This is a genomic window from Paraburkholderia sp., assembly GCF_024281035.1.
In the GTDB taxonomy this organism is placed as follows: domain Bacteria; phylum Pseudomonadota; class Gammaproteobacteria; order Burkholderiales; family Burkholderiaceae; genus Paraburkholderia.
The window spans coordinates 35,311-61,483 of sequence record NZ_JAMXLH010000066.1; the positions used below are offsets into that span (position 1 = coordinate 35,311).

Annotated in this window: 17 protein-coding genes and 2 pseudogenes; 11 read left to right on the forward strand and 8 right to left on the reverse strand. The window is 57.8% G+C overall.

The features are described from left to right. The first annotated feature begins 62 nt into the window (after nt 1–62). From thiC to Q0L30_RS21430, 3 genes are all read left to right on the forward strand, one after another. A complete protein-coding gene (thiC, locus tag Q0L30_RS21420; protein ID WP_296660876.1) occupies nt 63–1,994 on the forward strand; it encodes a phosphomethylpyrimidine synthase ThiC in 1,932 nt (643 codons plus the stop codon). A gap of 213 nt (nt 1,995–2,207) precedes the next feature. Then, nucleotides 2,208–2,429 (forward strand): glycine zipper 2TM domain-containing protein, encoded by a 222-nt coding sequence (locus Q0L30_RS21425; protein WP_296660879.1) that lies wholly within the window; start codon nt 2,208–2,210, stop codon nt 2,427–2,429. Between the two features lie 611 nt (nt 2,430–3,040). Further along, a complete protein-coding gene (locus tag Q0L30_RS21430; protein ID WP_296660882.1) occupies nt 3,041–4,642 on the forward strand; it encodes an L-lactate permease in 1,602 nt (533 codons plus the stop codon). Nucleotides 4,643–4,731: 89 nt separating this feature from the next. On the opposite strand, the gene bamC is transcribed toward Q0L30_RS21430, so the two are convergent. The 7 genes from bamC to xylA form a co-directional block, all read right to left on the reverse strand. Continuing rightward, nucleotides 4,732–6,000 (reverse strand): outer membrane protein assembly factor BamC, encoded by a 1,269-nt coding sequence (gene bamC / locus Q0L30_RS21435; protein WP_296660884.1) that lies wholly within the window; start codon nt 5,998–6,000, stop codon nt 4,732–4,734. A gap of 364 nt (nt 6,001–6,364) precedes the next feature. After that, nucleotides 6,365–6,916 carry a hypothetical protein gene (locus Q0L30_RS21440; RefSeq protein ID WP_296660887.1) on the reverse strand — a complete coding sequence of 184 codons (552 nt, stop codon included), beginning with the start codon at nt 6,914–6,916 and terminating at the stop codon, nt 6,365–6,367. Between the two features lie 151 nt (nt 6,917–7,067). Then, a complete protein-coding gene (locus Q0L30_RS21445; RefSeq protein WP_296660890.1) occupies nt 7,068–8,267 on the reverse strand; it encodes a sugar ABC transporter permease in 1,200 nt (399 codons plus the stop codon). Next, a complete protein-coding gene (gene xylG, locus Q0L30_RS21450; protein ID WP_296660894.1) occupies nt 8,264–9,835 on the reverse strand; it encodes a D-xylose ABC transporter ATP-binding protein in 1,572 nt (523 codons plus the stop codon). Before xylG ends, Q0L30_RS21445 begins: the two co-directional genes overlap by 4 nt. Nucleotides 9,836–9,905: 70 nt before the next feature. After that, complete coding sequence (xylF, locus tag Q0L30_RS21455) at nt 9,906–10,934, reverse strand: D-xylose ABC transporter substrate-binding protein (RefSeq protein WP_296660898.1); 1,029 nt, start codon at nt 10,932–10,934, stop codon at nt 9,906–9,908. A gap of 181 nt (nt 10,935–11,115) precedes the next feature. Beyond that, the gene (gene xylB, locus Q0L30_RS21460) at nt 11,116–12,606 is read right to left on the reverse strand and encodes a xylulokinase (RefSeq protein WP_296660901.1); all 1,491 of its coding nucleotides are present in this window, start codon (nt 12,604–12,606) and stop codon (nt 11,116–11,118) included. A gap of 29 nt (nt 12,607–12,635) precedes the next feature. Then, nucleotides 12,636–13,958, reverse strand: a complete 1,323-nt coding sequence (gene xylA / locus Q0L30_RS21465; protein ID WP_296660902.1) for a xylose isomerase — start codon at nt 13,956–13,958, stop codon at nt 12,636–12,638. A 351-nt stretch (nt 13,959–14,309) separates the two neighbouring features. Here xylA and Q0L30_RS21470 point away from each other — a divergent pair, with 351 nt between their 5' ends. Together Q0L30_RS21470 and Q0L30_RS21475 are read left to right on the forward strand one after the other, a co-directional pair. Then, nucleotides 14,310–15,551: a DNA-binding transcriptional regulator gene (locus Q0L30_RS21470; protein ID WP_296660905.1), complete on the forward strand. Its 1,242-nt coding sequence runs from the start codon at nt 14,310–14,312 to the stop codon at nt 15,549–15,551. Nucleotides 15,552–15,571: 20 nt separating this feature from the next. Further along, entirely contained in the window at nt 15,572–16,660 is a 1,089-nt protein-coding gene (locus tag Q0L30_RS21475) for an aldose epimerase family protein (RefSeq protein WP_296660908.1), read from the forward strand. A gap of 37 nt (nt 16,661–16,697) precedes the next feature. Here Q0L30_RS21475 and Q0L30_RS21480 read toward each other — a convergent pair whose 3' ends face one another. Beyond that, nucleotides 16,698–17,552 (reverse strand): 3-hydroxybutyryl-CoA dehydrogenase, encoded by an 855-nt coding sequence (locus Q0L30_RS21480; RefSeq protein WP_293042496.1) that lies wholly within the window; start codon nt 17,550–17,552, stop codon nt 16,698–16,700. A 412-nt stretch (nt 17,553–17,964) separates the two neighbouring features. Between Q0L30_RS21480 and Q0L30_RS21485 the strand changes: the two genes are divergently transcribed. The 6 genes and pseudogenes from Q0L30_RS21485 to Q0L30_RS21510 all read left to right on the forward strand — a co-directional run. Then, entirely contained in the window at nt 17,965–18,588 is a 624-nt protein-coding gene (locus tag Q0L30_RS21485; protein ID WP_296660912.1) for an isochorismatase family protein, read from the forward strand. Further along, nucleotides 18,585–20,546, forward strand: coding sequence for an anthranilate synthase family protein (locus Q0L30_RS21490; protein ID WP_296660915.1), 1,962 nt, complete (start codon nt 18,585–18,587; stop codon nt 20,544–20,546). Before Q0L30_RS21485 ends, Q0L30_RS21490 begins: the two co-directional genes overlap by 4 nt. 31 nt (nt 20,547–20,577) lie before the next feature. Further along, complete coding sequence (locus Q0L30_RS21495; RefSeq protein WP_296660937.1) at nt 20,578–22,047, forward strand: MFS transporter; 1,470 nt, start codon at nt 20,578–20,580, stop codon at nt 22,045–22,047. Further along, nucleotides 22,040–25,513 (forward strand): carboxylic acid reductase, encoded by a 3,474-nt coding sequence (gene car, locus Q0L30_RS21500; protein ID WP_296661774.1) that lies wholly within the window; start codon nt 22,040–22,042, stop codon nt 25,511–25,513. Before Q0L30_RS21495 ends, car begins: the two co-directional genes overlap by 8 nt. A 10-nt stretch (nt 25,514–25,523) precedes the next feature. Further along, a pseudogene (locus Q0L30_RS21505) lies at nt 25,524–25,604 on the forward strand (LysR family transcriptional regulator); the annotation flags it as partial. Nucleotides 25,605–25,685: 81 nt separating this feature from the next. Then, nucleotides 25,686–26,164 (forward strand): annotated as a pseudogene (locus tag Q0L30_RS21510) (IS5 family transposase); the annotation flags it as partial. Nucleotides 26,165–26,173: the final 9 nt, after the last annotated feature.

Genomic DNA, 26,173 nt, shown 5'->3' on the forward strand with positions numbered 1-26,173 from the left:
GGCATGGGACCAGAGTAAGGCGCTGAAGCGCCAACTCTGGTCGACACAGGAGAGAGAGAGTCATGAACGCGAACCCGAAGTTCGTTTCCGCCAACGCGCACGTCGACGAAGCCGCGGTAGCCCCGCTGCCCAATTCCCGCAAAATCTACGTGACTGGTTCGCAGCCGGACATTCGCGTGCCGATGCGCGAGATCACGCAGTCGGATACGCCCACCGCCTTCGGCGGCGAGAAAAACCCGCCGATCTATGTCTACGACACCTCGGGTCCCTACACCGACCCCGAAGCCAAAATCGACATTCGCACCGGTCTGCCCGCACTGCGCGAGCGCTGGATCGAGTCGCGCGGCGACACCGAAGCGCTGCCGGGCCTGACTTCGGAATACGGCCGCGAGCGCGCCGCCGATGCGGCCACCGCGGAACTGCGCTTCCCCGGCCTGCACCGCACGCCGCGCCGCGCGAAGTCCGGCAAGAACGTCTCGCAGATGCACTACGCGCGCCAGGGCATCGTCACCCCGGAAATGGAGTTCGTCGCGATCCGCGAGAACCAGCGCCGCGCCGAATACCTGGAAAACCTCAAGGCGAGCGGCACGAACGGTGCGAAGCTCGCCGCGATGATGGGCCGCCAGCACGCGGGCCAGGCGTTCGGCGCAGCCGCATACGGCGCCAACCCGCTGCAGGAAATCACGCCCGAGTTCGTGCGCGAGGAAATCGCGCGCGGCCGCGCGATCATCCCGTCGAACATCAACCACCCGGAAAGCGAGCCGATGATCATCGGCCGCAACTTCCTCGTGAAGATCAATGCGAACATCGGCAATTCGGCCGTGACGTCGTCGATCGGCGAGGAAGTCGACAAGATGACGTGGTCGATCCGCTGGGGCGGCGACACGGTCATGGATCTGTCCACCGGCAAGCACATTCACGAAACGCGCGAGTGGATCATCCGCAATTCGCCGGTGCCGATCGGCACGGTGCCGATCTATCAGGCGCTCGAAAAGGTCGACGGAAAAGCCGAAGACCTCACGTGGGAGATCTTCCGCGACACGCTGATCGAGCAGGCCGAGCAAGGCGTCGACTACTTCACGATCCACGCGGGCGTGCTCCTGCAGTACGTGCCGCTCACGGCCAACCGCATGACGGGCATCGTCTCGCGCGGCGGGTCGATCATGGCCAAGTGGTGCCTCGCGCATCACAAGGAATCCTTCATTTACGAGCACTTCGAAGAGATCTGCGAAATCATGAAGGCCTACGACGTCGCCTTCTCGCTCGGTGACGGCCTGCGTCCGGGTTCGATCTACGACGCCAACGACGAAGCGCAGCTCGGCGAACTGAAGACGCTCGGCGAACTCACGCAGATCGCGTGGAAGCACGATGTGCAGGTCATGATCGAAGGTCCGGGCCACGTGCCGATGCAGCTCATCAAGGAGAACATGGACCTGCAGCTCGACTGGTGCAAGGAAGCGCCGTTCTACACGCTCGGGCCGCTCACGACCGACATCGCGCCGGGTTACGACCACATCACCTCGGGCATCGGTGCCGCGATGATCGGCTGGTTCGGCACCGCGATGCTCTGCTACGTGACGCCGAAGGAGCACCTTGGCCTGCCGAACAAGAACGACGTGAAGGAAGGCATCATCACGTACAAGCTCGCGGCGCACGCGGCCGATCTCGCGAAGGGTCATCCGGGCGCGCAGGTGCGCGACAACGCGCTTTCGAAGGCGCGTTTCGAGTTCCGCTGGGAGGATCAGTTCAACATCGGCCTCGACCCGGACAAGGCGCGCGAATTCCACGACGAGACGCTGCCGAAGGATTCGGCGAAGGTCGCGCATTTCTGCTCGATGTGCGGTCCGCATTTCTGCTCGATGAAGATCACGCAGGACGTGCGCGATTTCGCGGCCAAGCAGGGCGTGAGCGACGAAGAAGCCTTGAAGAAAGGCATGGAAGTGAAGGCCGTCGAGTTCATCAAGCAAGGCGGCGAGATCTATCGGCGCCAGTAACGGCCGATGCGCGCCCGAAACCCTGGCAGGCCCACCCGGCAAAAGGGTGGGCCTGCCGGGGCTTCAATGCACGAAACACTCTTTTACGACTCCAACGGCTCTCTGACAATCGCGCACATCCGGATACGGGTTTGCTGGATACGATGGGTGTAGTAGCCGCGCGGCCTGCGTCCCGCATGGGCCGCGCCGCTCGAAACCACCCCGGAGTCAAACATGAAAACCCTCGGACGCGCACGCACCCTTCTCACCCTCACTGCGCTCGTGACGGCCGTCTCGAGCCTCTCCGCTTGTGACAACCTGTCGAGACGCGACCGGGACACCATAATCGGCGCGGGCGTTGGCGGCGTGGCCGGTGCGGCGCTCGCCGGCGGCGCGCTCGCGACAGTCGGCGGTGCGGCGGTAGGCGGCATCATCGGCAACCAGGTCGGCAAGTAAGCGCGCACGCGCTGGCACAGCGAACGGCAAAACAGCACAACCGGACGCACCTATAACGACAGGCAAAAACGCGAAGATCAGAGAGGCTGAGCGGCGCATTCCCGGTTCACGGGATGCGCCGCTTCTCTTTTGGGGCACTCCAACCGTACGAAACACACCTGCGCGTTTCGTCCGCTCCACATTCGCAAACACGTAGCGCGCGCACCCATTACGTGCCGGGGGGAATGCGCCTGCATGCCCGGTGCGCGGCTGTCGCCGCAGGGTCTATCCTGCGTGCTATTCGCGCACTATGCGCGGCCCGTCCGAGGCCGAAACGCGCCCGCCGCATCGTTGTTTTTAGCGGTCGTGGCAGGCGCAAACGCGGGCCGCGCACCCCGCGTCAAATCGCCGTCCGCGCCCGGCCGCAACGTCGTTGCGGCCGCAAATGCCGCACCCCGAACTGGGCTTGACGGTAGTTTCCCTGCTTGACGCCGGTTCCGTCTTTTATATGCTGCTAGGGGGCATCGGGGAGTGAAGCAATATCTTAATTACACACCCGTCTTCACCAGCGCCCCCGCGTATCGGAGAGCATCTTTCGCGCCGAATCGAACACGCATAAAACAGGAGACGTCATGTTCCACCAGTTGTTAACTCCAATCGGCAATTCGCTATTCCTGTCCTTCTTAATCGCAGCCTTGCCGATCATCACCGTGCTCGCCCTGCTGGGCTGGGCGCGGCGACCCGCGTGGCAGGCCTCGCTCGCCGGCCTGGTCGTCGGCCTGCTCGTCGCGATCCTCGGCTGGCAGTTCCCGGTCGGACTCGCGTTCAACTCCGTCTTCGCGGGTGCCGTGTTCGCGCTGTGGCCTGTCATGTGGATCGTCGTCACCGCGATTCTGCTTTACAACATCGCGCTGCGCTCAGGCCGGTTCGCCGCGTTTCGCATGTGGCTGCTCGACCACCTGCCGAACGACCGGCGCATCGTGCTCGTCGTGGTCGGCTTTTCGTTCGGCGCGCTGTTCGAAGGCATTTCGGGTTTCGGCACACCGATCGCGATCACGAGCTCGCTGCTGATCATGCTCGGCTTCCCGGCGCTCGAAGCACTGACGTTCACCCTGATCTTCAACACCGCGCCGGTGGCGTTCGGTGCGCTCGGTGTGCCGATCACCGTGCTTGGCGCCGTCACCCACCTGCCCGCCGATGCGCTCGGTCAGATGGTCGGCCGCCAGCTGCCGTTCTTCGCGCTGGCACTGCCGTTCTACGTGATCGGCATCTACGCGGGCTTTCGCAACATGCTGCGCGTGTGGCCGGTCCTGCTCGTCGCGGGCGGCAGCTTCGCGCTCACGCAGTTCGTCACCGCGAACTTCATTAACTACAGCCTGACCGACGTTCTCTCGTCGCTCGTTTCGCTGATCCTCACGATTGCATTCGTGCACGTCTGGAAACCCGCTCCCGATCCGAAGTTCGAGATCAAGGTCGACCGCTCGAAGGAAGTGCGCGCCGACGTGCCGGGCGTGCAAGGCTGGTATCCGTGGCTGATCGTGTCCGTGGTCGTGATTCTGTGGACGATCCTGAAGGTGTTCACGCACGGCGAGGCGAAGATTCCCTGGCCGGGCCTCGACAAGGCCGTGTTCATCACGCTCTATAACACGCCCTATGGCGCGATCTGGGACTTCCAGCCGCTCGCCACCGGTACGGCCATTCTCGTCGCCGCGCTGATCACGGCGTTCATCGTGCGTCTGAAGTTCTCGGACTTCTGCGCCGCGATCTCCGACACGTGGGTCCAGACGCGCATCGCCATCTTGACCGTGGCGACCATCGTCGGTCTCGCCTATCTGATGAACTACTCGGGGCTCACCTACACGCTCGGTCTCGGCGCGGCTTCGGTGGGTGCGTTCTTCCCGCTCATCTCAGCATTCCTCGGCTGGGTGGCTGTGTTCCTCTCGGGCAGCGACACCTCGGGCAACGCGCTCTTCGGCAACCTGCAGGTGGTCGCCGCGAAGCAGCTGAACCTGAACCCCGTGCTGATGGCGGCAACCAATTCGTCGGGCGGCGTGATGGGCAAGATGATTTCGCCGCAGAACATCTCGACGGGCGTCGCCACCACCGACCTCAAGGGCAAGGAAGGTCACGTGTTCGCGAAGACCTTCAAGCACTCGATCCTGTTGACCGTCCTGCTCGGCATCCTCGTGTGGCTGCAGCAAAACGTGTTCACCTGGATGATTCCTCCGCACTGAGCGCCGTTGCGCCCGGCGTAAAAAAACCCGCCTGCGTTATGCGCAGGCGGGTTTTTCAATGGAGGCCCGGCGTGCGGGCCGCAAAAGCGTTACTGCAGTTGCGACACGACGAGGTTCATGATCTCGCGAGCCGGGGTCGACGTATCGGTCTTGCCGGCGTCGTCGACGATCGCCACGCGCGTCTGGGTCTCGGTAATGGCGCGGACGTTCAGCTTGTACAGCTTCGCGACCTTCTCCTTGCGGCCATGGAACACCTGGTCCCAGAAACCCTGCGAGTCGGAAGTCATGTCCTTCGGGTCGACGTAGCGCACGTAGTAGATGCCCTTCGTGCGGTCGCGCTCGTCCACGGTGAAGTTCGCGCGGTCGAGCGCGATGCCCACACGCAGCCACGCGCGGTCATACGACTCGCCGAGCGTGAGTTCCGTCGACGTGTACTGGCCGCCCGACGACGACAGGCCGCGCCCGGACTGCGCGGAAGCAGCGGCGTCCTGCGCTGCAAGGCTGGCGTTCTGCGCGGCGACGGCAGCAGCAGCCGGGTCCGCCTTCGACGCGGTCTTGTCGGCCTTGTCGTTGTTCTTTGCGTCCGGCTTCGCGTCCGCTTCGGCGACGGCCTGCACGTCGGGCACGCCCGGCTTCGCGTTCGCGAGCGTCACCATCAGGCGCTTCAGGTATTCGGTTTCGAGCGCGGGATCGTTGGGCTTCGGCGCCCACTTCGTGTTGTCGTTGTTGACGCCACCAACCTGCTCGCTCAAACCCTTCTGGCTGATGAAGATATAGGTGCCGCCGGCCGGCGACGTTTCGAGGCGCGTGCGGTACTTGTTGCGCTCGGCCCCGACATACGAATTGCCCATTGCCCACGACAGCGTGTTGCGGATCAGACCGTCGCTGATCTTCTGGTGCGTTTCGTTCCAGTCGGTCTCCATGACGCCCTTGTCGCGCTGGTCGACCACCAGCAGGAAACCCTGTTCCTGCCAGAAGCGGCGCACCTGCGGCCAGACCTCGTCGGGCTTCTTGTTGTCGATGACGAGCCAGCTTTCCGTACCGTCACGCTGGATATGCATGCCCGCCACCTGCGGGAGCACGCGCGTATCGTCGGCCGACGACGGCGGCGCTGCGGTCTCGACGCGCTGGAGCGCGGAGAGCGAAGTCTCGCCGCCCACCGGCGGCAGCGAACGCTGGTCGGACGTTTCGTCGAGCATGTTCGGCGGAATGGCCAGCGACGACTCCTTGGCCTTCGTTTTGATGTCGCTGCGGTAATCGATCTTGGGAGCCGACGGCGAGCTGCAGCCGGCGACCAGCCCGCCTGCCATCAGGAATGCGACAGCACGGATGGCAAGACGTTGATGAAAATCACTCATGTTCGGGTAATCCCTCGGCTACGCCACGGCCAGTTTGCGTGGATCAACCAATTATTTTACCGGTCCCGGGAGCCCCTGTGCAAAATCCGCGCCCCGTCACTGATCGACGCACCGGCAATTGCGCCGCTGCCGCGTTCGTCTTCGGTCGAAAACGGGCTCGCGCGAAACCCAAAATCCGGATTTTTACTTTGATATCAACGCACTGGCGATCGTTTTTGCGTCCGGATACGATCTGCGCACCATAGTCGCGACCGTCCCATGCGAGTGCGTAAAACGCGCCGTTGACCGTAAAAAGGTTCGGAGCGCTTTATGAGCACACGGAAATAGAGGCGGATGCCGCCTCGCGTGATTCGTCCGTGCGGTGTCAATCGGACGGGGTGCTCGGGTCGGGCGTGGTCTTCGCGAGCGACGCCGGCGCGAGCCAGCGAAACGACTTGAGGCCCGACTCGTCGAATGTGCATTCGGCGGCGGCGGGCGTTTGCCGCGGTTTCTTGATGCCGAGTTTCTGCGTAAGCACGTCGACCGGCGTAGTGAGTTTGGGTGCGGCCTTGGCCGCCGAAGCCTCTACTGCCGCCGAAGCTTCTACAGTCGCCGATTCCTCTTCGGCCGCCAACTCCGCGGGCGCTGAAGCCGCCGACACAAGCGCGGCCTTTGCATCCGAAGCATCCGAAGCATCCGAAGCGCCGGAAGCGGCGCCGGCTTGATGCGTCGCTTTGAGGTGACCTTCAACCACGACGCGGCTACCGCGATACGCGACTGCGGTGTGCACGACCGTCAGCTCGCCGTGCGACGCGTCTGCGAGACGGCTGCGCATTTCCTGTTGGCACGCGCTGGAATTGCGGTACTGCGCAGCGCATCCTGCGAGCAAGGTGGCGGTGGCCGCGAGGCCGACGAGACATACTTTCCGAGTAATCATTGCTGCTCCATTTTCAGGCTGCAGCAAGTGTAGCGTAAGACCCCGTGCGCCTTTCGGGGCGCCCGCACGCTCCGTGCGGGCTTGCCCTCTTCCCATCCGCTTACGGGACGAAATTTCGGCGCGGCAGGACGGCGCGTTTGCGATCCAGCCGTCAACGGCGATTCGAGCCTGACACGACGTCGATCCACACGGCGAGCACGAGAATGCCGCCCTTCACGATCATCTGCCAATAAGCGTCGACATCGAGCATCGACATGCCGTTATCGAGGCTCGCCATCACGAGCGCGCCGATCAGTGCGCCATACACGGTGCCGGAGCCGCCGCGCATCGACGTGCCGCCGATGAAGCAGGCCGCAATCGCATCGAGTTCGCCCATCGTGCCCGCCGAGGGCGAGCCCGCCGCGAGACGCGCCGAATTGACGATGCCTCCGAACGCGCACATGAGGCCCATCAGCGCGAAGATCGCGAGCTTCACGCGGTTCGTGTTGACGCCCGAAAGACGCGTCGCTTCGAGATTCGAGCCCACGGCGTAGATGCGCCTGCCGAATACCGTCTGCGTCGCGATCCACGTGAAGATGCCGACGAGCGCCAGCAGAAGCAGCACGGGCACGGGAATGCCGCCATAGCTGTCGAGCATGACGACAAACGCCAGCACGAGCGCGCCCGCGCCGACGATCTTCACGCCGTCCTGCCACAGCGGCGCGACCGGCAACTGATAGCGCCGCCGGTTCGCACGCTGGCGCACGGTCAGCAGTGCGAGCAGCGCAAACAGCACGAGCGCGAGCGCGTCGCCCGCGAGTCGCGGCAGATAACCCTGGCCGATGAACACGAAGTTGTCCGAGACCGGCGCGATCGTGGACCCGCCTGTAATGCCGAGCAGGACGCCGCGATAGGCGAGCATGCCGCCGAGCCCGACGATGAACGACGGCACGCGCCGGTACGTGGACCACCAGCCGTTCAGGAGCCCGACGAGCACGCCGAGCGCAAGCACCACAGGCACCGTTGCGACGATGGGCCAGCCGCGGTTCACGTCCAGAATCGCGGCCACGCCGCCGAGCAGGCCGAGCAGCGAGCCCACCGACAAATCGATCTCGCCCGCGATGATGACGAACACCATGCCGCACGCGAGCATGCCGGTGATCGACATCTGCCGCAGCAGGTTCGAGACGTTGCGCGGCGTGATGAACGCGCCGTGCGTGAGGGCCGAGAAGAACGCCCAGATCGCAGCGACCGCGAGCAGCAACGCGAGGATCTTGTAGCGCGCGAACAGCTGCTGGAAGCGCATGCCGAAGCTGTTGCCGCCGTGCTCGGCGTCGTCGCGCACACTTTGGGAGGTGACGTCAGGGGTCATGCTGCACTCGCTCTTTCAGTTTGACCGAGGGATGGGCTGCGCCGGCTCTGGATCGCCGCGCCGAGAATATGTTCCTGCGTGAGACCGCGATTGACGAAGTCGCCGCGCAACTCGCCCTCGCCGATGACGAGCACGCGGTCGCTGATGCCCAGCACTTCGGGCAACTCGGAGGACACCACCACGATCGCCACACCGCGCTTCGCAAGCTCGAAGATGAGCTTGTAGATCTCGTACTTCGCGCCGACGTCGACGCCGCGCGTGGGCTCGTCGAGAATCAGCACCTTCGGGCCGGTCAGCAGCATTTTCGTCAGCACGGCTTTTTGCTGGTTGCCGCCCGAAAGACTCGCAATCGAGAGCATGGGATTGGCCGCGCGCACGGACAGCCGCTGCATTTCCGTGCGAATGGTGTCGAGTTCTGCAGCGGCATCGATGCGTCCGCCCTTCGAGAAGCGTTCGAGCACGGCGAGCGTGATGTTGTGGCCCACACCCAGTTGCGGCACGATGCCGTGACGCTTGCGGTCTTCGGGCACCATCGCGACGCCGGCCTCGATCGCATCGAGCGGCGAGCGGATCTTCAACGGCTTGCCGTCGAGCAGCACGCTCGCCGTGCACGCACCCGGATACGCCCCGAAAATGGCCTGCATCGTCTCCGTGCGCCCCGCGCCCACGAGCCCGGCCACGCCCAGAATTTCGCCGCGCCGCACCGAGAACGACACATCGTCCACACGCTTGCGGCGCGGGTTCGTGACGTCGAAGCAGGTCACGTTGCGCGCTTCGAACACGACGTCGCCGATCTCGTGCGGCTCGCGCGGATAGAGGTTGCGGATCTCGCGGCCCACCATCATCGCGATGATGCGGTCGGTCGTGAGCAACTGCATGGGCTCGGTCGCCACGTGCTTGCCGTCGCGGATCACCGTGACCGTGTCGCACACGGCCGCGACTTCGTCGAGCTTGTGCGAAATGTAGACGCATGCCACGCCGCGCCGCTTTAGATCGCGCACGATATCGAGCAGAATCTTCGTTTCGGCGGCGGTGAGCGACGACGACGGCTCATCGAGAATCAACAGCTTCGCGCGCTTGTTGAGCGCCTTCGCAATCTCGATGAGCTGCTGATGGCCGCCGCCGTAGTTCATCACGGGCTGCGCGACGTTGATCGCTTCGATGTTCAGTTCGCGCAGCAGTTCGTCGGCGCGGCGGTACATCGCCGCGTAATTCATGCGGCCGCCCGGCAGCGTGATCTCGTTGCCGAGGAAAATATTTTCGGCAACGGAAAGCTCCGGCACGAGCATCAGTTCCTGATGGATGATGACGATGCCCGCGCGCTCCGTGTCGCGCACGTTCGCGGCCTTCAGCGGCTCGCCTTCCCAATCGATCTCGCCGCTCCACGTGCCGTGCGGATAGACGCCGGACAGCACCTTCATGAGCGTCGATTTGCCCGCGCCGTTTTCGCCGCACAAGCCCACGCATTCGCCGGGCCGCACGGTGAGATCGATGCCGTCGAGCGCTTTCACGCCCGCAAAGGATTTGACGATGCCGCGCATCGTCAGCAATGGTTGTGGTTGGGTCATACGCTTTGCACCTCGCTGCAACGGGCCGCGCGCGACGCCGCACGAAACGGCGCGCGCGCTCCGCATGCCGTTACTGGCTCGCCAGTTGTGCCTGCGTGTAGAAACCGTCCTTGACCACGACGTCCACATTGCTCTTCGTGAGCAGCGTCGGCTGCAGCAGGACCGTATCGACCTTCTTCTTGCCGTTGTCGTACTGCGCGTTGTACGCGGGCTTGTTGCCCTTCGCGAGATCGACGGACAGTTTTGCCGCCTGGCTCGCAATCAGCTTGAGCGGCTTGTAGACCGTCATGGTTTGCGTGCCCGCGATGACGCGCCTCACTGCCGCGAGGTCCGCGTCCTGGCCCGAAACCGGCACTTTGCCCGCCAGATGCTGGGCCGCCAGCGCCTGGATCGCACCGCCCGCCGTGCCGTCGTTCGAAGCGACAACCGCGTCGATCTTGTTGCTGTTCGCCGTCAACGCGTCCTCCATGATGCGCAGCGCCGTCGAAGCGCTCCATTCCGGCACCCACTGCTGGCCGACCACCTTGATGTCGCCGCGGTCGATGGCGGGCTTGAGCACCTTCATCTGGCCTGCGCGCAGCATCTTCGCGTTGTTGTCGGTCGGCGCGCCGCCCAGCAGGAAGTAATTGCCCTTCGGCTGCGCGTTGAAGACGCCCTGTGCCTGCAGTTCGCCTACCTTCTCGTTGTCGAACGAGATGTACGCGTCGACGTCGGCGTCGAGGATCAGACGGTCATACGAAACCACCTTGATTCCGGCCTTTTTCGCTTCGGCCACAACATTGCCGAGCGTCTTCGAATTGAACGGCACGATCACGATCACATCCACGCCGCGCGAGATGAGATTTTCGATCTGGGAAATCTGGCGCTCTTCGCTTGCGTCGGCGGACTGCACCGAAACCTTCGCACCGAGTTTTTCGGCGGCTGCGACGAAGTAGTCGCGATCGCGCGACCAGCGCTCGACACGCAGATCGTCGATGCAAAAACCGATCTCGGGATGATCCTTGCTTGCATGCGCGAGCGGCGCGGCGAGCGAGAGGCTCGCAAGCACGGCCCCGCAAACGAGCGAGCCGAGAACCGAACGACGTTTGGCAAATTTCATGTCTCCAACTCCTTTTCCTTTTTGTTGGCCCGTAGCGGTCCCGCCGATATGCGGATCCGGTGCGCCAATGTTTGCAAGACGCACGCGCCCGCGAAAGGACACGGCGGCATGACAACAGGACTACTTATCTTCCTGCACGGCTACTCCGGCCGGGCAGCTTTCTGCTTCCCCGGCGCCCCAGTCAGGCTCCGGTTGCAAAAACAGGTTCGAGCGCGCGATAGAGCGCGCGAAACGTCGGTCTGCGCGCCTCACGATACCAGGCGTGGCGCGCAGCGTCCGGTTCGCGCACGGCCAGCGCAGGCGGTTGCGGACACACCGATTCCAGCGGCGCGTCCGGCTCCAGCGCAAGGTGCGCGAGGCGTGCCGCGCCGAGCGCTGGACCCACCTCGCCGCCCGCGCGCAGCGTCAGTGCGCGGCCGCTGATATCGGCGAGCATCTGCGTCCACCAGGCACTGCGCGAACCGCCACCGATCACCGTGATCGAATCGGGCACGAGTCCCGCGGCGTGCAACGCATCCATGCCGTCGAGCAGCGCGAAGCCCACGCCTTCGAGGGTTGCATTCGCGAGATCGGCGCGCGTGGTCTGCGCCGTCATGCCGTAAAAAACGCCCTTCGCGTTGACGTTGTTATGCGGCGTGCGCTCGCCGCTCAGATAAGGGAGAAACCAGGGACGGCGCGCATCGGTTTGCGCGTTCGACTGCGCTTCTGCATCGGCGAGCAGAGCCGCCACGCTCTCATAACCGGTGCATTGCGCCGTGAAATCGATGCAACTGGCGGCATTGAGCATCACCGACATCAGATGCCACGTTTGCGGCAGCGCATGGCAGAAGCTGTGGACAGCCGACTCGGGATTCGCGCGAAAACCGTCCGATACCGCGAAATAGACGCCGGATGTGCCGAGCGACAACATCGCATCGCCGGGACGCACAATGCCGACGCCGACCGCGCCCGCCGCATTGTCGCCGCCGCCCGCGACCACGGGAATCTCGCGCAGCCCGAATTCGCGCGCCAGTTCCGGACGCAGCGTACCGGTGATCCGGTTGCCCTCGAAGACCGCAGGCATCTGCTCGCGCGCAAGCCCGCACGCAGCGAGCAACGCATCGTTGTAGTCGCGTTTCGCGATGTCGAGCCACAGCGTGCCGGAAGCGTCCGATGCATCCGTCGCGAATGCGCCGGTGAGCAGATAACGCAGATAATCCTTCGGCAACAGAACCTGCGCGATGCGCGCGAATACCTCCGGTTCATGCTTGCGCACCCACAGCAGCTTGGGCGCGGTAAAACCCGGCATCGCCAGATTTCCCGCGATGGCATGCAGTTCCGGCATCGCGCGTTCCAGTTCGACACATTCGACGTCGGAACGGCCATCGTTCCACAGGATCGCGGGACGCAGCACTTCACCGCCTGCATCGAGCAGCGTCGCACCATGCATCTGGCCGGTCAGGCCGAGTGCCTCGATTCGCGCAGGCTCGACGCCCGCAGCCGCAGCCTGGTCGAGCAACGCGCGCAGCGCTGTCTGCGTGGCGCGCCACCAATCCTGCGGCGCCTGCTCGGACCAGCGCGGCTGCGGCCGGCTTGCCGCGAGCGGCGCGCTCGCGCTGCCGAGCACGTCGCCCGCGCGGTCCAGCAGCACGGCCTTCACGCCCGATGTCCCGAGATCGATACCGATGAACATGTGTCTATCCTTGCCGGTCTCGCCAGCGGCTAGCGCAGCCCGTAAATCGCCTGATTGACGATGTTTTCGAGCCGTTCCTGCTGGCCGCTCGCGTGCTGCGGGTTCATGCCGTGCGCGGTGGCATCGGCGGCGAGCGAAGACAGCGAATAGCCGCCCGTGAGGATCTTGCGGCCGAACTCCGTATCCCAGCCCGCGTAACGTTGCTTGCGAAACTGTTCGAGACGGTCGTGTTCGACGAGCACCGCGGCGCGCTCCAGCGCGATTGCGAGGACATCCATGGCGCCGACGTGGCCATAGAAGAGATCTTCGGCGTCGCTGCTCTGGCGGCGCACCTTCGCGTCGAAATTCATGCCGCCGGTCGAGAATCCGCCATGACGCAGGATTTCGTAAAACGCGAGCGTGAGTTCCTCGACGCTATTCGGAAACTGGTCCGTGTCCCAGCCGTTTTGCTGATCGCCGCGGTTCGCGTCCACGCTGCCGAACACGCCGAGCGCGAAGGCCATGGCGATTTCGTGATGGAACGAGTGGCCCGCGAGCGTCGCGTGATTGGCCTCGATATTGACGCGGATTTCGTTTTGCAGGCCGTATTGCGCGAGAAAGCCGTAGACCGTCGCGACGTCGTAATCGTATTGATGCTTGGTGGGCTCCTGCGGCTTCGGCTCGATCAGCAGCGTGCCCTTGAAACCGGTACGGTGCTTGTGCTCGACCACCATCGAAAGGAAGCGCGCGAACTGCTCGCGCTCGCGCGTGAGGTCGGTGTTGAGCAGCGTGTCGTAGCCTTCGCGGCCGCCCCACAGCACATAGTTCTCGCCGCCGAGCTTGTGCGTGGCATCGAGCGCGTGGCACACCTGCGTCGCGGCGTAGGCGAACACTTCGGGGTTCGGACTGGTCGCCGCACCGCCCGCATAACGCGGGTTCGAAAAGAGATTCGCGGTGCCCCACAACAGCTTCACACCGCTCGCCTGCTGACGCTCGCCGATGTAGTCGACCATGCGCGCGAAATTCTCGGTGTAGTCCTTCAGGTCCTTGCCCTCGGGCGCGACATCGGTGTCATGGAACGTATAGAACGGCGCGCCGAGCTTGGAGAAAAACTCGAATGCGGCATCGGCCTTCTGGCGCGCGCGCTCCATGGCGTCGCCCGGCTGCTGCCACGGACGATGAAACGTGCCCTGCCCGAAAATATCGACGCCGGGCCACACGAACGTGTGCCAATAGCACACGGCGACACGCAAATGCTCTTCAAGGGTTTTGCCGAGGATTTTCCTCGAGCGGTCGTAATGGTGGAAAGCGAGCGGATTGTCCGACTGCGGGCCCTCGTAGCGGATCGCGGGAATATGTTCGAAATACTGCATGGCGACTCCTCTCATGTTGCGGCGCAACGGCACGCGCCCGGCTGTGTGAGAGCCATACTGCCCGCGCCGCGCGACGCGGGGCAATTGCGAAATTGCGGGAGCCCGATAACGTTTCCTGCCAACCGCACGCGTGCCGCCCACGCACCGCAAAATGTCGGCCTAAAATAACCGCACGCTTAATAAGCAAAACCCGAAGCGAAACCCGATACAAAACCCGAGCCGAAGCCAGAGCCGAAACAGCGCCGCGCAGGCAGCACGTGCGCGGCGACCGACAAGGAACAAGGAGACGATGGCGTCGACAGCCCCGCGCCCGCCGGCCACGGCCCGCCGCGATGTCGCGCCCGACATGCCATGAACCGCGCCCCCGCTTCCCAGACGCCGCACCGCATCGCGCTGCTCTTCAACGCGAACAAGGTCTACGACCGCGAGATCATTGCGGGGATCGGCCATTACCTGCGTTCGACGCGCGTTGCGTGGGACCTGTTTCTCGAAGAGGACTTCCGCTGCCGCCTCGCGGGCATCGAGCGCTTCGACGGCGACGGCATCATCGCCGACTTCGACGACCCCGCCGTGGCCGAGGCGCTGATCGGCTGCCGCCTGCCGGTGGTCGCGGTCGGCTCCTCGTTCGAGGACCCCGCGCACTACCCGCCCGAGCTGCCGTATATCGCCACGGACAACGCCAAGCTCGTCTCGCTCGCGTGGACGCATCTGATCGGCGCCGGACTGCCGCATCTCGCGATGTACAGCCTGCCGGTCGCGCAGGAGAACCGCTGGGCGCAGGAGCGCGAACTCGCCTTCCAGAAGCTCGCACAGGACGAAGGCGTCGCCGCGCCCGTCTACCGCGGGCTCGCAACGAGCGCGCCGGCCTGGAACCAGGCCATCGAGCAGTTGAGCGAATGGCTGCACAGTTTGCCCAAGCCGGTCGGCGTGATCGCCGTCACCGACGCGCGCGCGCGGCATCTGCTGCAGGCGTGCCTGATCCACGGCATCGCGGTGCCGGAACAGGTCGCGATCATCGGCATCGACAACGACCCGCTCACGCGCACGCTCACACGCATTCCGCTGTCGTCGGTAATCCAGGGCACCGAGGAAATGGGCAAGACGGCGGCGCACCTGCTGCACCAGATGTTGCGCGGCGCGCGATTTCCGGGGCGGCGCATTCTGGTTCCGCCGGTCGGCATCAACGTGCTCGAATCGACGAAACACGAACCGCTCTCAAGCCCGTACGTGATGCGCGCACGGCACTTCATCCGGCAATACGCATGCCAGGGCATCAAGACCGAACAGGTCGCGGATTACGTCGGCATCTCGCGATCGTCGCTTGAAGAATATTTCCGGCGCGAACGCCAGTGCACCGTGCACCAGGAAATCCTGCGTCACAAGCTCGACGCCGCAAAGGCGATGCTCGCATCGCGCGACGCGGCAAGCGCCGAGGTCGCCATTCGCTGCGGATTCACTTCGCTTCAGTACATGTACGCCGTGTTCAAACGCGAACTCGGTTGCACGCCGCGCGAGTATCAGGACAGCGTTGCGCTTGAAGCGACGCGTTCCCCAACGTCCGCGCGTCCGGACTCCGGCCACGGCCGCCAATGAATCTCTCCGACTCCAGCCCCATGAACAGCTTCGCCCATCTGCCTGCCGAACCCTGGGGCACCCTGCCCGGCGGCGATCCCGTCCGGCTCTACACGCTGCGCAACGCGCAGGGCATGAAGCTGACGATCAGCGACCTCGGCGCGACGCTCGTCTCGTGGCTCGCGCCCGACCGCGCCGGGCGCCTCGCCGATATCCTGCTCGGCCACGACACGCCCGCCCAATACTACGCAGCGAGCACCTACATGGGCGGCCTCGTCGGGCGCTGGGCGAATCGCATCGGCGGCGCGCACTTCACGCTCGACGGCATCGAATACACGCTCGACCGCAACGAGAACGGCAATTTGCTGCACGGCGGCGCGAACGGCTTTCATCGAGCGATGTGGCAGGTCGAAGACGATCGCGGCGCGCTGGTGCTGCGGCTCGACTCGCCAGAAGGCGACGCCGGATTTCCCGGCAACGTGAGCGTGCAGGTGCGCTATACGCTCGACGACGAAGGCACGCTCACGATCGACTACGAAGCCGTGAGCGACGCGCCGACACCGCTCAATCTCACGAGTCATCCGTACTTCAATCTCACCGGCGAACCCGGCTCGGACATTCGCGGACACGTTCTCACGATCGACGCCGATGCGTTTTTCGAAGTCGACCCGCAGTTGATCCCGGTCGGCATCGCCGACGTGTCGGGCAGCGCCTTCGATTTCCGGCACGGCGCGCCGCTGGGCGCGCGGCTCGACTGGCCGAACGCGCAGCTCGCGCGCACCCGCGGCTTCGATCATTGCTACGTACTGCGCGAACCCGTTGCCGAACCTGGCACGGCGGGCACAGCGCAGGCGGTGCGCAGCGTTGCGTGCGTCTACGATCCGGGCAGCGGGCGCGAACTGAGCGTCGCGACCGACCAGTGCGGCCTGCAGTGCTATACGGGGAACTATCTTGACGGCATGCCGGGCCGCCATGGCGCGACGTACGTGCGCCATGCGGGCCTGTGCCTTGAAGCGGGTGGCTTCCCGAACCAGATCAACATGGAAGCCCCCGAGCGCGACGCCGTAGTGTTACGGCCCGGCGCCACGTATCGTCAGGTCACGCAGTACCGCGTGGGCGTGCGCACCTGAAGCGGCTTGGCGCGATCACCGCGCGATCACTGCGCGATCACTTGTCGTAGCGATACACACCTTGCCCGGTCTTGCGGCCAAGCTGGCCCGCCGCGACCTTCTCGCGCAGCAGCGGACAGGCACGATACTTCGAGTCCCCGAAGTCTTTCAGGAACACGTCCATCACGGAGAGGCACACGTCGAGGCCGATCAGGTCCGCCAGCGCGAGCGGCCCAATCGGATGATTGGCGCCGAGCTTCATCCCGGCGTCGATCTCCTCGGCGCTCGCCGTGCCTTCCGCGAGCACGAAGAATGCTTCGTTGATCATCGGCACGAGAATGCGGTTCACGACGAAGCCCGGCGAATTCTTCACGTCGATCGGCGTCTTGTCGAGCCGCTTCGCGAGTTCATGCACGTCCTGCGCGATCTGCGCGCGCGTCTGCAGACCGCGGATCACTTCCACCAGCGGCATCATCGGCACCGGATTGAAAAAATGCATGCCGATAAAGCGCGATGGATCGGCTAGCGTCGTCGCGAGCGCCGTGATCGAAATCGACGACGTGTTCGACGCGATGATCGCATCCGGCCGCGCAGCGGCTTCGATCTGCTTGAGAATGCGCGTCTTGAGTTCGGCGTTTTCGGTGGCGGCCTCGATCACGAGATCCACACCCGCGAGACGCTGGTAATCGGTGGAAGTCTCGATGTGCGTGAGCGCCGCGTCGCGCACGTCCGCGGCGAGCTTGCCCTTCGAAACGAGCCGCTCGAGGCTATGCGTGAGCGTCGCCACGCCTTTTGCGAGCGCCGCGTCGGTCACGTCGATCATCACCGCCTTCAGGCCCGCGACCGCCACCGCCTGCGCGATGCCGTTGCCCATCGTGCCCGCGCCCACAATCCCCACCGATTCGATAGCCATGTGTCGTCCTCACTCGTCTGTCTGCGACGCCGGCGCATCGCGTGTAAGAAATGCCGGCGATGCGGTGCACGTGGTGCACCGCATCAATGCTCGACAGTTTAGCGGGTGCAGGAAATGGGTGGTGTGGGGGTGGGCGCACGTTCGGCGCTGAAATGGCGCGCAGTGCGGCACTTCGAGTGACGCTTCGTCGGCAAGGCTGAGGATGCCCTATCCGATTCATCGGTGGTCGGTGTGATCGGGCCAGTCCGAATTTTGAAATTCTTTCGTTCCCGCAATGCGTGCATCACACATGAAAAACATCATGCGTTGTGTTTAGCCGTGCAAATCCGCAATTTTTGGACACGCCGTCGCATCGTTAAAAATTTTTAACGATGCGCGATATCTTAACCAAACCATTCTCCAGGAGAGTGCAATGGCAAATATCCCTAGTGTCATCACTTATAAGCTACCTGAGCTCGCTGAGTTCCCGTCAAACATAGCGAAATGGAAAGTAGATACCAATAGGGCCGTCTTTTTGATACACGACATGCAAAAATATTTTATTCGATCATTTGATGATGAAATTAAAATTAAATTGATCAGGAACATTTATTTAATAAAAAATTGGTGCATCGAAAACAATATACCCGTCGCCTACTCTGCTCAGCCCGGAGGCATGAACGAGGAGCAGCGTGGATTATTAAAAGATTTCTGGGGCGCGGGCATGAAGATAGCCGCAGAAGATCGAGAGGTTATTGATGAAATCTCGCCAACATCAGGAGATTGGCAATTCGAGAAATGGCGCTATAGCGCATTTCATCGCTCAAATTTACTCGAAAAAATAAAAGAAAACAAAAGAGATCAACTCTTGATAACTGGCGTGTACGCCCATGTTGGAGTCTTGGCAACGGCAGTGGAATCCTTTACCAACGATCTTGAAACATTTGTGGTAGGGGATGCTATTGCCGATTTCTCCCATAGCCATCATCGACTGACAATGGAATATGCCGCAGAACGTTGCGCCGTCGTGATTCCTACTCAGGAGATTTTGTCATGAGCACGATAAATTCGTCTGCCACTATTAACGTTAACGAATTAGCATCAATTTTTTCCCATTGCCCAGAACCATTTGCCATTATATATCGACCAGAAAGCTCCCCCGATGAATCAGTGGATGTATTCACCTGCGACGTAAAAATCGTCGAAGAGATTAGTGAAATTACAATTAACAGAAAACGCAACAAAACCGGAGACAATTCCTACTCCACTCTCGCACTAATTCCGTATAAACAAATCAAGGAGAGAGGATTTGACTTTGTTGATGATCATACACCTCTTGTTGTCATGGAAATCAAAACTCAAACAAAGCTACCTAAGAAATCTCTCGTTGAATATATTAACAGCATCCCCATTACGTTAGCCGAAGGACACTACGACATAGACGATGATGAATATGGGGAGATAGCCAGATCGATTATTACCGAGGAAATCAGGAAAGGCGCTGGCGCCAATTTTGTATTAAAAAGATCCTACATATCAAAAATTGGTGACTACAACATTCAAAAAGCCCTCTCGATTTTCAGGAATGTACTGGAGCGGGAGGTGGGAGCATATTGGATTTTTATCGTCTATACCGGCGACATGACTCTAATAGGAGCAACCCCAGAACGGCATGTAAGCCTGTCAGAAAGGAAGATAACGATGAACCCCATCAGTGGGACATACCGTTATCCGAAAACCGGCCCCACAGTTAGAGGGCTGATGGACTTTCTGGAGGACAATAAGGAAGTAGAAGAACTTTACATGGTAGTAGATGAAGAGTTGAAGATGATGTCTCGAATATGTGACGCTGAACCGACTCTCACGGGTCCGTATATAAAAGAAATGACAAAATTAGCCCATACGGAATATCTCATCGAGGGGACAACCTTTCTGAGCCCACAAAAAATAATTAAAGAAACACTTTTCGCCCCCACTATTACAGGCAGCCCCCTGGAAAACGCCTTTCGTGTAATAAAAAAATACGAGCCAAATGGAAGAGGATATTATGGAGGCGTAATTTCTCTATTCGGCTCGGACAAAGATGGACTTGATTACATCGATTCATCAATATTAATTAGAACGGCGCAAATCAAAACTTCCGGCGAGCTTAAGATAAGCGTCGGATCAACCCTGATTAGAAACTCCAATCCAATAACGGAAGCTTTTGAAACCACAACAAAGGCCGCAGGATTATTGTCCGCAATAGAACAAGCACAGAGCGAAAAGAACCCAAACAGCCCCACCTTCAACAGGATTAATTTTCACGAACTACCAGAGGTCCAGAACTCACTAAAGTCACGTAACAGTTTTATATCAAATTTCTGGCAAAAAGAATTCAAGCAAAAGCACGGATATGTTAGCTCGCTTCAAGGGTTAAAAACATTAATAGTCGATGCAGAGGATACGTTTACATCCATGCTATTCCACGTTCTTCGAGCACTTGGGCTGAATGTTGTGGTGGCTAAATATGACGAACACTACAGTGTTAAAAATTTTGATGTGATTGTACTTGGTCCGGGACCAGGAAATCCAGAGAATGCAAATGACATTCGAATTATCAATATTGGGAAGACAATAGAAAATGCTATTTTCGAAGGAATTCCATTTTTGGCTATTTGCCTGAGCCACCAGATACTTTGCTCGTATCTGGGGATCAATATTCCCCTAAAAGAATCGCCAAATCAAGGACTTCAGAAAGAGATTGACCTGTTTGGCGATAAAGAGCGCGTGGGATTTTATAACTCCTATACTGGAATATCCACAACGAATAAGTATTCGACGGATCAGCTGGGCGTAATTGAAATATCCAGGGATGAAATCACAAATGAGGTATACGCCTTAAGAGGTGAAGCTTTTTCATCAATGCAATTTCATCCTGAATCCATCTTGACTCAACATGGAGTTGATATTCTCGAAAAAAGGCTTGTCGAAATTTTTTCAAATAAAAATAAAAATCTTTTTATGCTTGCCTGAATTTTTCAACAATTAACAAAAAGGACGAAGCATGAATCAGATAATATCATCAGAGCATAAAGCAGATAGTAGAGCCTGGCTTGGGCTCACGGTCGTTTTAAGCCTGGTTTTGCTGGTTGCCATGGATGGCTCTGTGCTGTACCTGGCAATGCCGAAAGTTACAGCATCCCTACAACCAACAGCCGACCAGGCATTATGGATATTAGATATATACGGATTTATTGTGGGATCGCTATTGGTGGCTTTCGGAAATATCGGAGATCGTTACGGCAGACTCAAGTTGCTAGTCGCAGGGTCTTTAACATTTGGACTGGGTTCAGCTTTTGCGGCATATTCAACATCGGCGGAAATGCTAATCATGTCACGGGCGATTATGGGGCTCGGTGGCGCAACACTATTACCCTCCGGGCTTGCTATTGTAAGTAATCTATTTTTGAATCCTCGACAACGTGCACAGGCAATAGGAATTTTTGCGGCCACATTTGCCGGAGGGTTCGCTATTGGCCCAATTATCGGGGGTACTTTACTGAGCAGGTATGATTGGGGCGTGGTTTTTTTAATTAATATACCAGTAATTTTTTTATTTCTTTTAGGAGCTTGGGGGCTGCTTAAAGACGTCAAGCACGAAACTTATGGGAAAATTGATCTATTGAGTTTGGCACTTTCTTTTGCTGGAATTTTGTCTTTCATATATTCGTTGAAACATGGCGCCACAGAAGGAATATCACTGAGCCAGACTGCCATCGGGCTTTTTGGCTTCGTTACTTTATTTTTGTTCATAAGACGCCAAAAATATATAAAGTACCCCTTGCTTGAACTCTCTTTATTTAAAGATCGAATTTTTTCAATTGCGATAGGTACCGGGTTATTGTCCTTGGTGGTATGGGCGGCATCGGGCTATTTAACGGCAACATATCTACAATCAGTTCTCGGATATGACGTATTAACCGCCGCATACCTGGCCATACCTGGAGCATTAGTCCTGACCGCGACTTGCATTTGGACCAACGAAATTGTCGAGAGAGTTGGCAGGAAGAGCGCACTTATTATGACGCATATTCTAATAAGCCTTGGCGTTCTTATGTTGCTTTTGACTACCGCGGATAACGGTGTTGCCGTATTCATTGCTTCAACTATGATTGCTGGGGTTGGATATGGCCTTTCCTTTAGCTTGGTTGCAGAGATAGCAGTTTCTGCGGTTCCCAAAGAAAGGGCTGGAGCTGCGGCCTCTTTGGCAGAGACTAGCAATGAAATAGGAAATGCTCTTGGTATTTCTATACTAGGTTCGGTGGCTGCTTTTCATTTCAGGATATATGGCCCAGATATAGCCGGCACATTTAATGAAACTCTTATAAAAGCTGCGCAGTCAGCAGAGGTCATTGATGAAGCCAGAAAAACATTTGTCGATGGAATGCATATAGCCCTCGGGGTAGGCGGAAGCATCATACTGACATTAGGGGTTTTGGCGATATTCTGGCTGCCCAAGAAGCTTCCTGAATAAAGTAAACCGTCTTAACAATGATCTAAATGGTTGGAATATGCGCCTAGCTCGAATTGTTTCTCAAGTAATGCAAAAGAATTCAAACTTCCCTGCTATTGGAGAGCGTGAAAAAAAATACATCACGGATACAAAAACTGGTCAGGTTCGCATAGAACTGGTAAATAGCTACAGGACAATTACGTTTGGTCAGATGTGGGCCAAAGCGGAGGCAATTGCAAATAATTGGTATCGCAGTAGCCACTCTATTCTGAGGGAAGGAGATCGAGTTGCAATAATTGCATTTACTAGTGGCGACTACGCTACTATAGATCTCGCTTGTATTCGCCTCGGCGCGGTATCAATACATTTGCAAGCGAATTCGTCTCATGAACAGTTAAAATCAATAATTGAAGAGACTAGCCCAAAAATAATTGCCGCTAGCATCGAATATTTAGAAACTGCGGCAACCCTCGCAAAATCGACCAATTCAATTAGTCAAATTGTTGTCTTTGATTATCATCACAATGATGATGAACATTCAACCATTTTGAAAAAAATTAATGATGAATTGATTGATTCAGATAGAAAAATCTTCATTGAATCATTAAATGAGATCATTCGGGCTGGCGAAAGAGTACCTGCCGCACCATTCCCGGCCGATGATGAAAATAACGATCCGCTATCTATGCTTATTTACACTTCTGGTAGTACTGGCTCCCCTAAGGGAGCTATGTATACAGAAAAATTAGCATCTGGCATGTGGGGGGGTTCCTGGTCGAAAATCTTTTCGGACGAAATTGCAATCACCATTCACTATATGCCAATGAGCCATGTGGCTGGGCATTCATCGCTGAAGAATACTCTTGCAAGAGGGGGGTGTAGTTATTTTACATCCAGGAGCAACCTATCTAGCTTCTTTGAAGATATCTCTTTAATACGACCAACTGAGCTATCGTTGGTACCTCGCGTCTGTGAATTGATTTATCAGAGATACAATAGCGAATTACTTAAAATAAAAGCTCACGAAAGAAACGATATTGATGTAGAAGATAATCTAATGAAAGAGTTTAAATTTAAACTCTTGGGCGGACGGGTTGCCTGGGCCGGATGTGCATCTGCTCCGCTTTCCAAATATTTGTCGGATTTCATTGAGTCTGTTCTGGGAATAGAGCTTCATAGTATTTACGGATCTACTGAGGCCGGCGTTGTCTGGATCGATAATAAATTAATGAAACCCCCAGTAATTGATTATAAAATAATTGATGCTCCTGAGCTAGGATATTCGACGTCCGACAAGCCATATCCAAGGGGTGAGCTGTTATTAAAAACCGAGTCAATAATACCGGGTTACTACAAAAGGCCTGAGCTAAATGCTGAAATATTTGACGATGAGGGATATTACATAACTGGGGACATAGTTAAGGAGATCGGTGACGGGAATCTTTATTTTGTGGATAGACGTCGTAACGTCGTCAAGCTTTCCCAAGGTGAATTTATCGCTACAGCTAATCTGGAAACGATTTATGGGGCTAGCCCGCTGATTAAGGATATCTTTATTTACGCGAACAGTGAATGGTCGTCTCCCCTGGCAGTAATTGTACCCACTTCAGACGTATTGAAACAATATAATAAAAAAGAATCCTTCATCAAAAGACTAATGCGAGATTCTTTGCGAGAAATAGCGAAACAATCGGCCCTTAAAAACTATGAAATCCCAAGAGATTTTTTGATAGAAAAAATTCCTTTTGGCTTGAATGGTTTGTTATCCGATCACGGCAAGCCGATTTGGCCAAAGCTGCGCTCACACTATATCGATGCATTAACTCGTCTTTATGAAAACTCCTTCAATAAAGAAGCGGAGGCATTGCTTGATATATATAAAAAGGGAGAAGAGCAGAGCGTACTTGATACGTTGATGCGTCTTGCGCAAGGACTGGTTGGAGAGGTGGATGCTGGGGAGATTTCTTCAGATCTCTCTTTCCGGGAAATCGGCGGCGATTCTTTGTCGGCGGTACATTTTTCCCTTACTATCGAAGATATATTTGATGTAAGGCTGCCGATAGATGTTTTAATTAGCCCCGCTTATGATTTGGCATATATCGCAAAATATATAGACATCAAACGCAATCGAAAGACTGCTAGACCAGGATTTAGCCTAATTCATGGTGCAGCACCAACAGTAGTATATGCCAACCAGTTAAAGCTGGATAGATTTTTAGGCGAGAGACTTAGAGATGGTGTCGCGACAGTCCAAAGTGCTGGAGAAAAAACAAAGATACTTTTGACAGGTGCTAGTGGATATCTTGGGAGGTTTTTGTGCTTGAGGCTAATGGAGGAATTGAGCAAAACCGGGGGCGAATTAATATGCATTGTTAGAGCCAAGGACGACGAGACTGCCAGAAGACGTCTTGAAGAGTCGTTTGGAACAGCCGATAGTACGCTGACTTCAAAATATAAATCACTTGCTAATAAATATTTGCATGTTATGGCTGGAGACATTGCGGAGAGCAAGCTTGGATTGTCCGAAGATGACTGGGGTTATTTGGCTGAGGAAGTTGATGCCGTATTTCATGTTGGAGCTTTGGTTAATCATGTTTTACCGTATAAGGATATGTTTGAAGCCAACGTTGTCGGCACCGCAGAGCTTATAAGTCTCGCCGTTGATACGAAAATTAAACGTTTCACTTTTATGTCCAGTATTGCTGTCGCCACTCCTTCAGATAACGATCCAGCATTGGATGAATATTCTGATATCAGGCAGAGCTTAGCGTATCAGAGTGTTGATAACTCATATGCAAATGGTTATTCGCTAAGCAAATGGGCAGGAGAAGTCCTGCTTCGTGAGGCTCATGAGCTTTACGGTTTGCCCGTGACTGTCTTTAGATCTAGCATGATTCTGGCTCACCGTGATTACAGAGGGCAAATTAATGTGCCTGATATGTTTTCTCGTTTACTTTCCAGCATAATAAATGCCAAGTCCGCCCCCCTCTCCTTTTATAAAAAAAGCGGCGATACGCCGCGGCCGCATTATGATGGATTGCCGGTTGATTTTATCTCGAACGCCATTATTAATTTATCAACTGAAAACTCAAATGAATATATAACGTACAATTTAGTTAATCACCATGATGATGGTATTTCTCTTGATATAATTGTGGACTGGCTCCAAACCTTTGGTTTTGATATCAAGCGCACGGAGCAGTATGGCGAGTGGATTGGCGCATTTGAGTCTTCTCTGAAACAATTTCCTGACAGTCTTAAGTTGCACTCCTTTTTACCTCTTATTGATTCAATCCAGGAACCTCAGAATGCGGTCTCGGGATCTGCTATTCCGTCCGATCGATTCAGGGAGGCGATGAAGCGACAAGGGGAAGGTATAGAGGATTCGTTCATTCCGGGCATAACAAAATCTCTTATCTGGAAATATGCTTTGGATTTCAAGGCATTAGGACTGTTTGCGGATGATATTCCAGTGAAGCAAGAATAATAAGGGAGGCATGGAAATTCGGCACCTTCGTTCTTTTCTCACAGTTGCGGAAGGACTTCATTTCGCGCGTGCAGCGGAGAAGTTGCATATCTAGCAATCTCCGCTGCCGCACACGATTAAGAGTGGCTAACACAACCTGGACACGAAGCTATGAAAGCCCTAACCCGGCGGCATGTCCAGACAGAAAATCAGTAACGAGTCATGGGTGGCGTTGGAGCCGCTGATTCCGTTGTTCACACCGTCGCCCAAAGGAGGCCGACGCCGAACGGTAGATGACCGCGCAGCCTTGAATGGCATCCTGTATGTCTTGCAGACAGGCATTCCGTGGGAATACCTGCCGAAGGAGCCGGGTTTCGGCAGCGCATGACATGTTGGCAACGGCTACGGGACTGGCAGGCCGCAGGCGCGTGGGAGCAACTGTGTCTGGCGATGCTTCGCCGGCTGCGTGAGCATGACCAGATTGATTGGGAACGGGCAAGCCTTGATGCTGCCAGTGTTTCCAGCCCCCCGGGGGCCAGGAAATCAGCCCCAATCCGACGGACCGGGGCAATCGCGGGTCGATACGGCACATCGTCGTAGACGCTCGAGGCCATTCCGGCCGTGTCGGGCCTGAATGGCCAGCCCCGCAAACGCCCGGGCGAGCTGCAATCGAGCACTGCG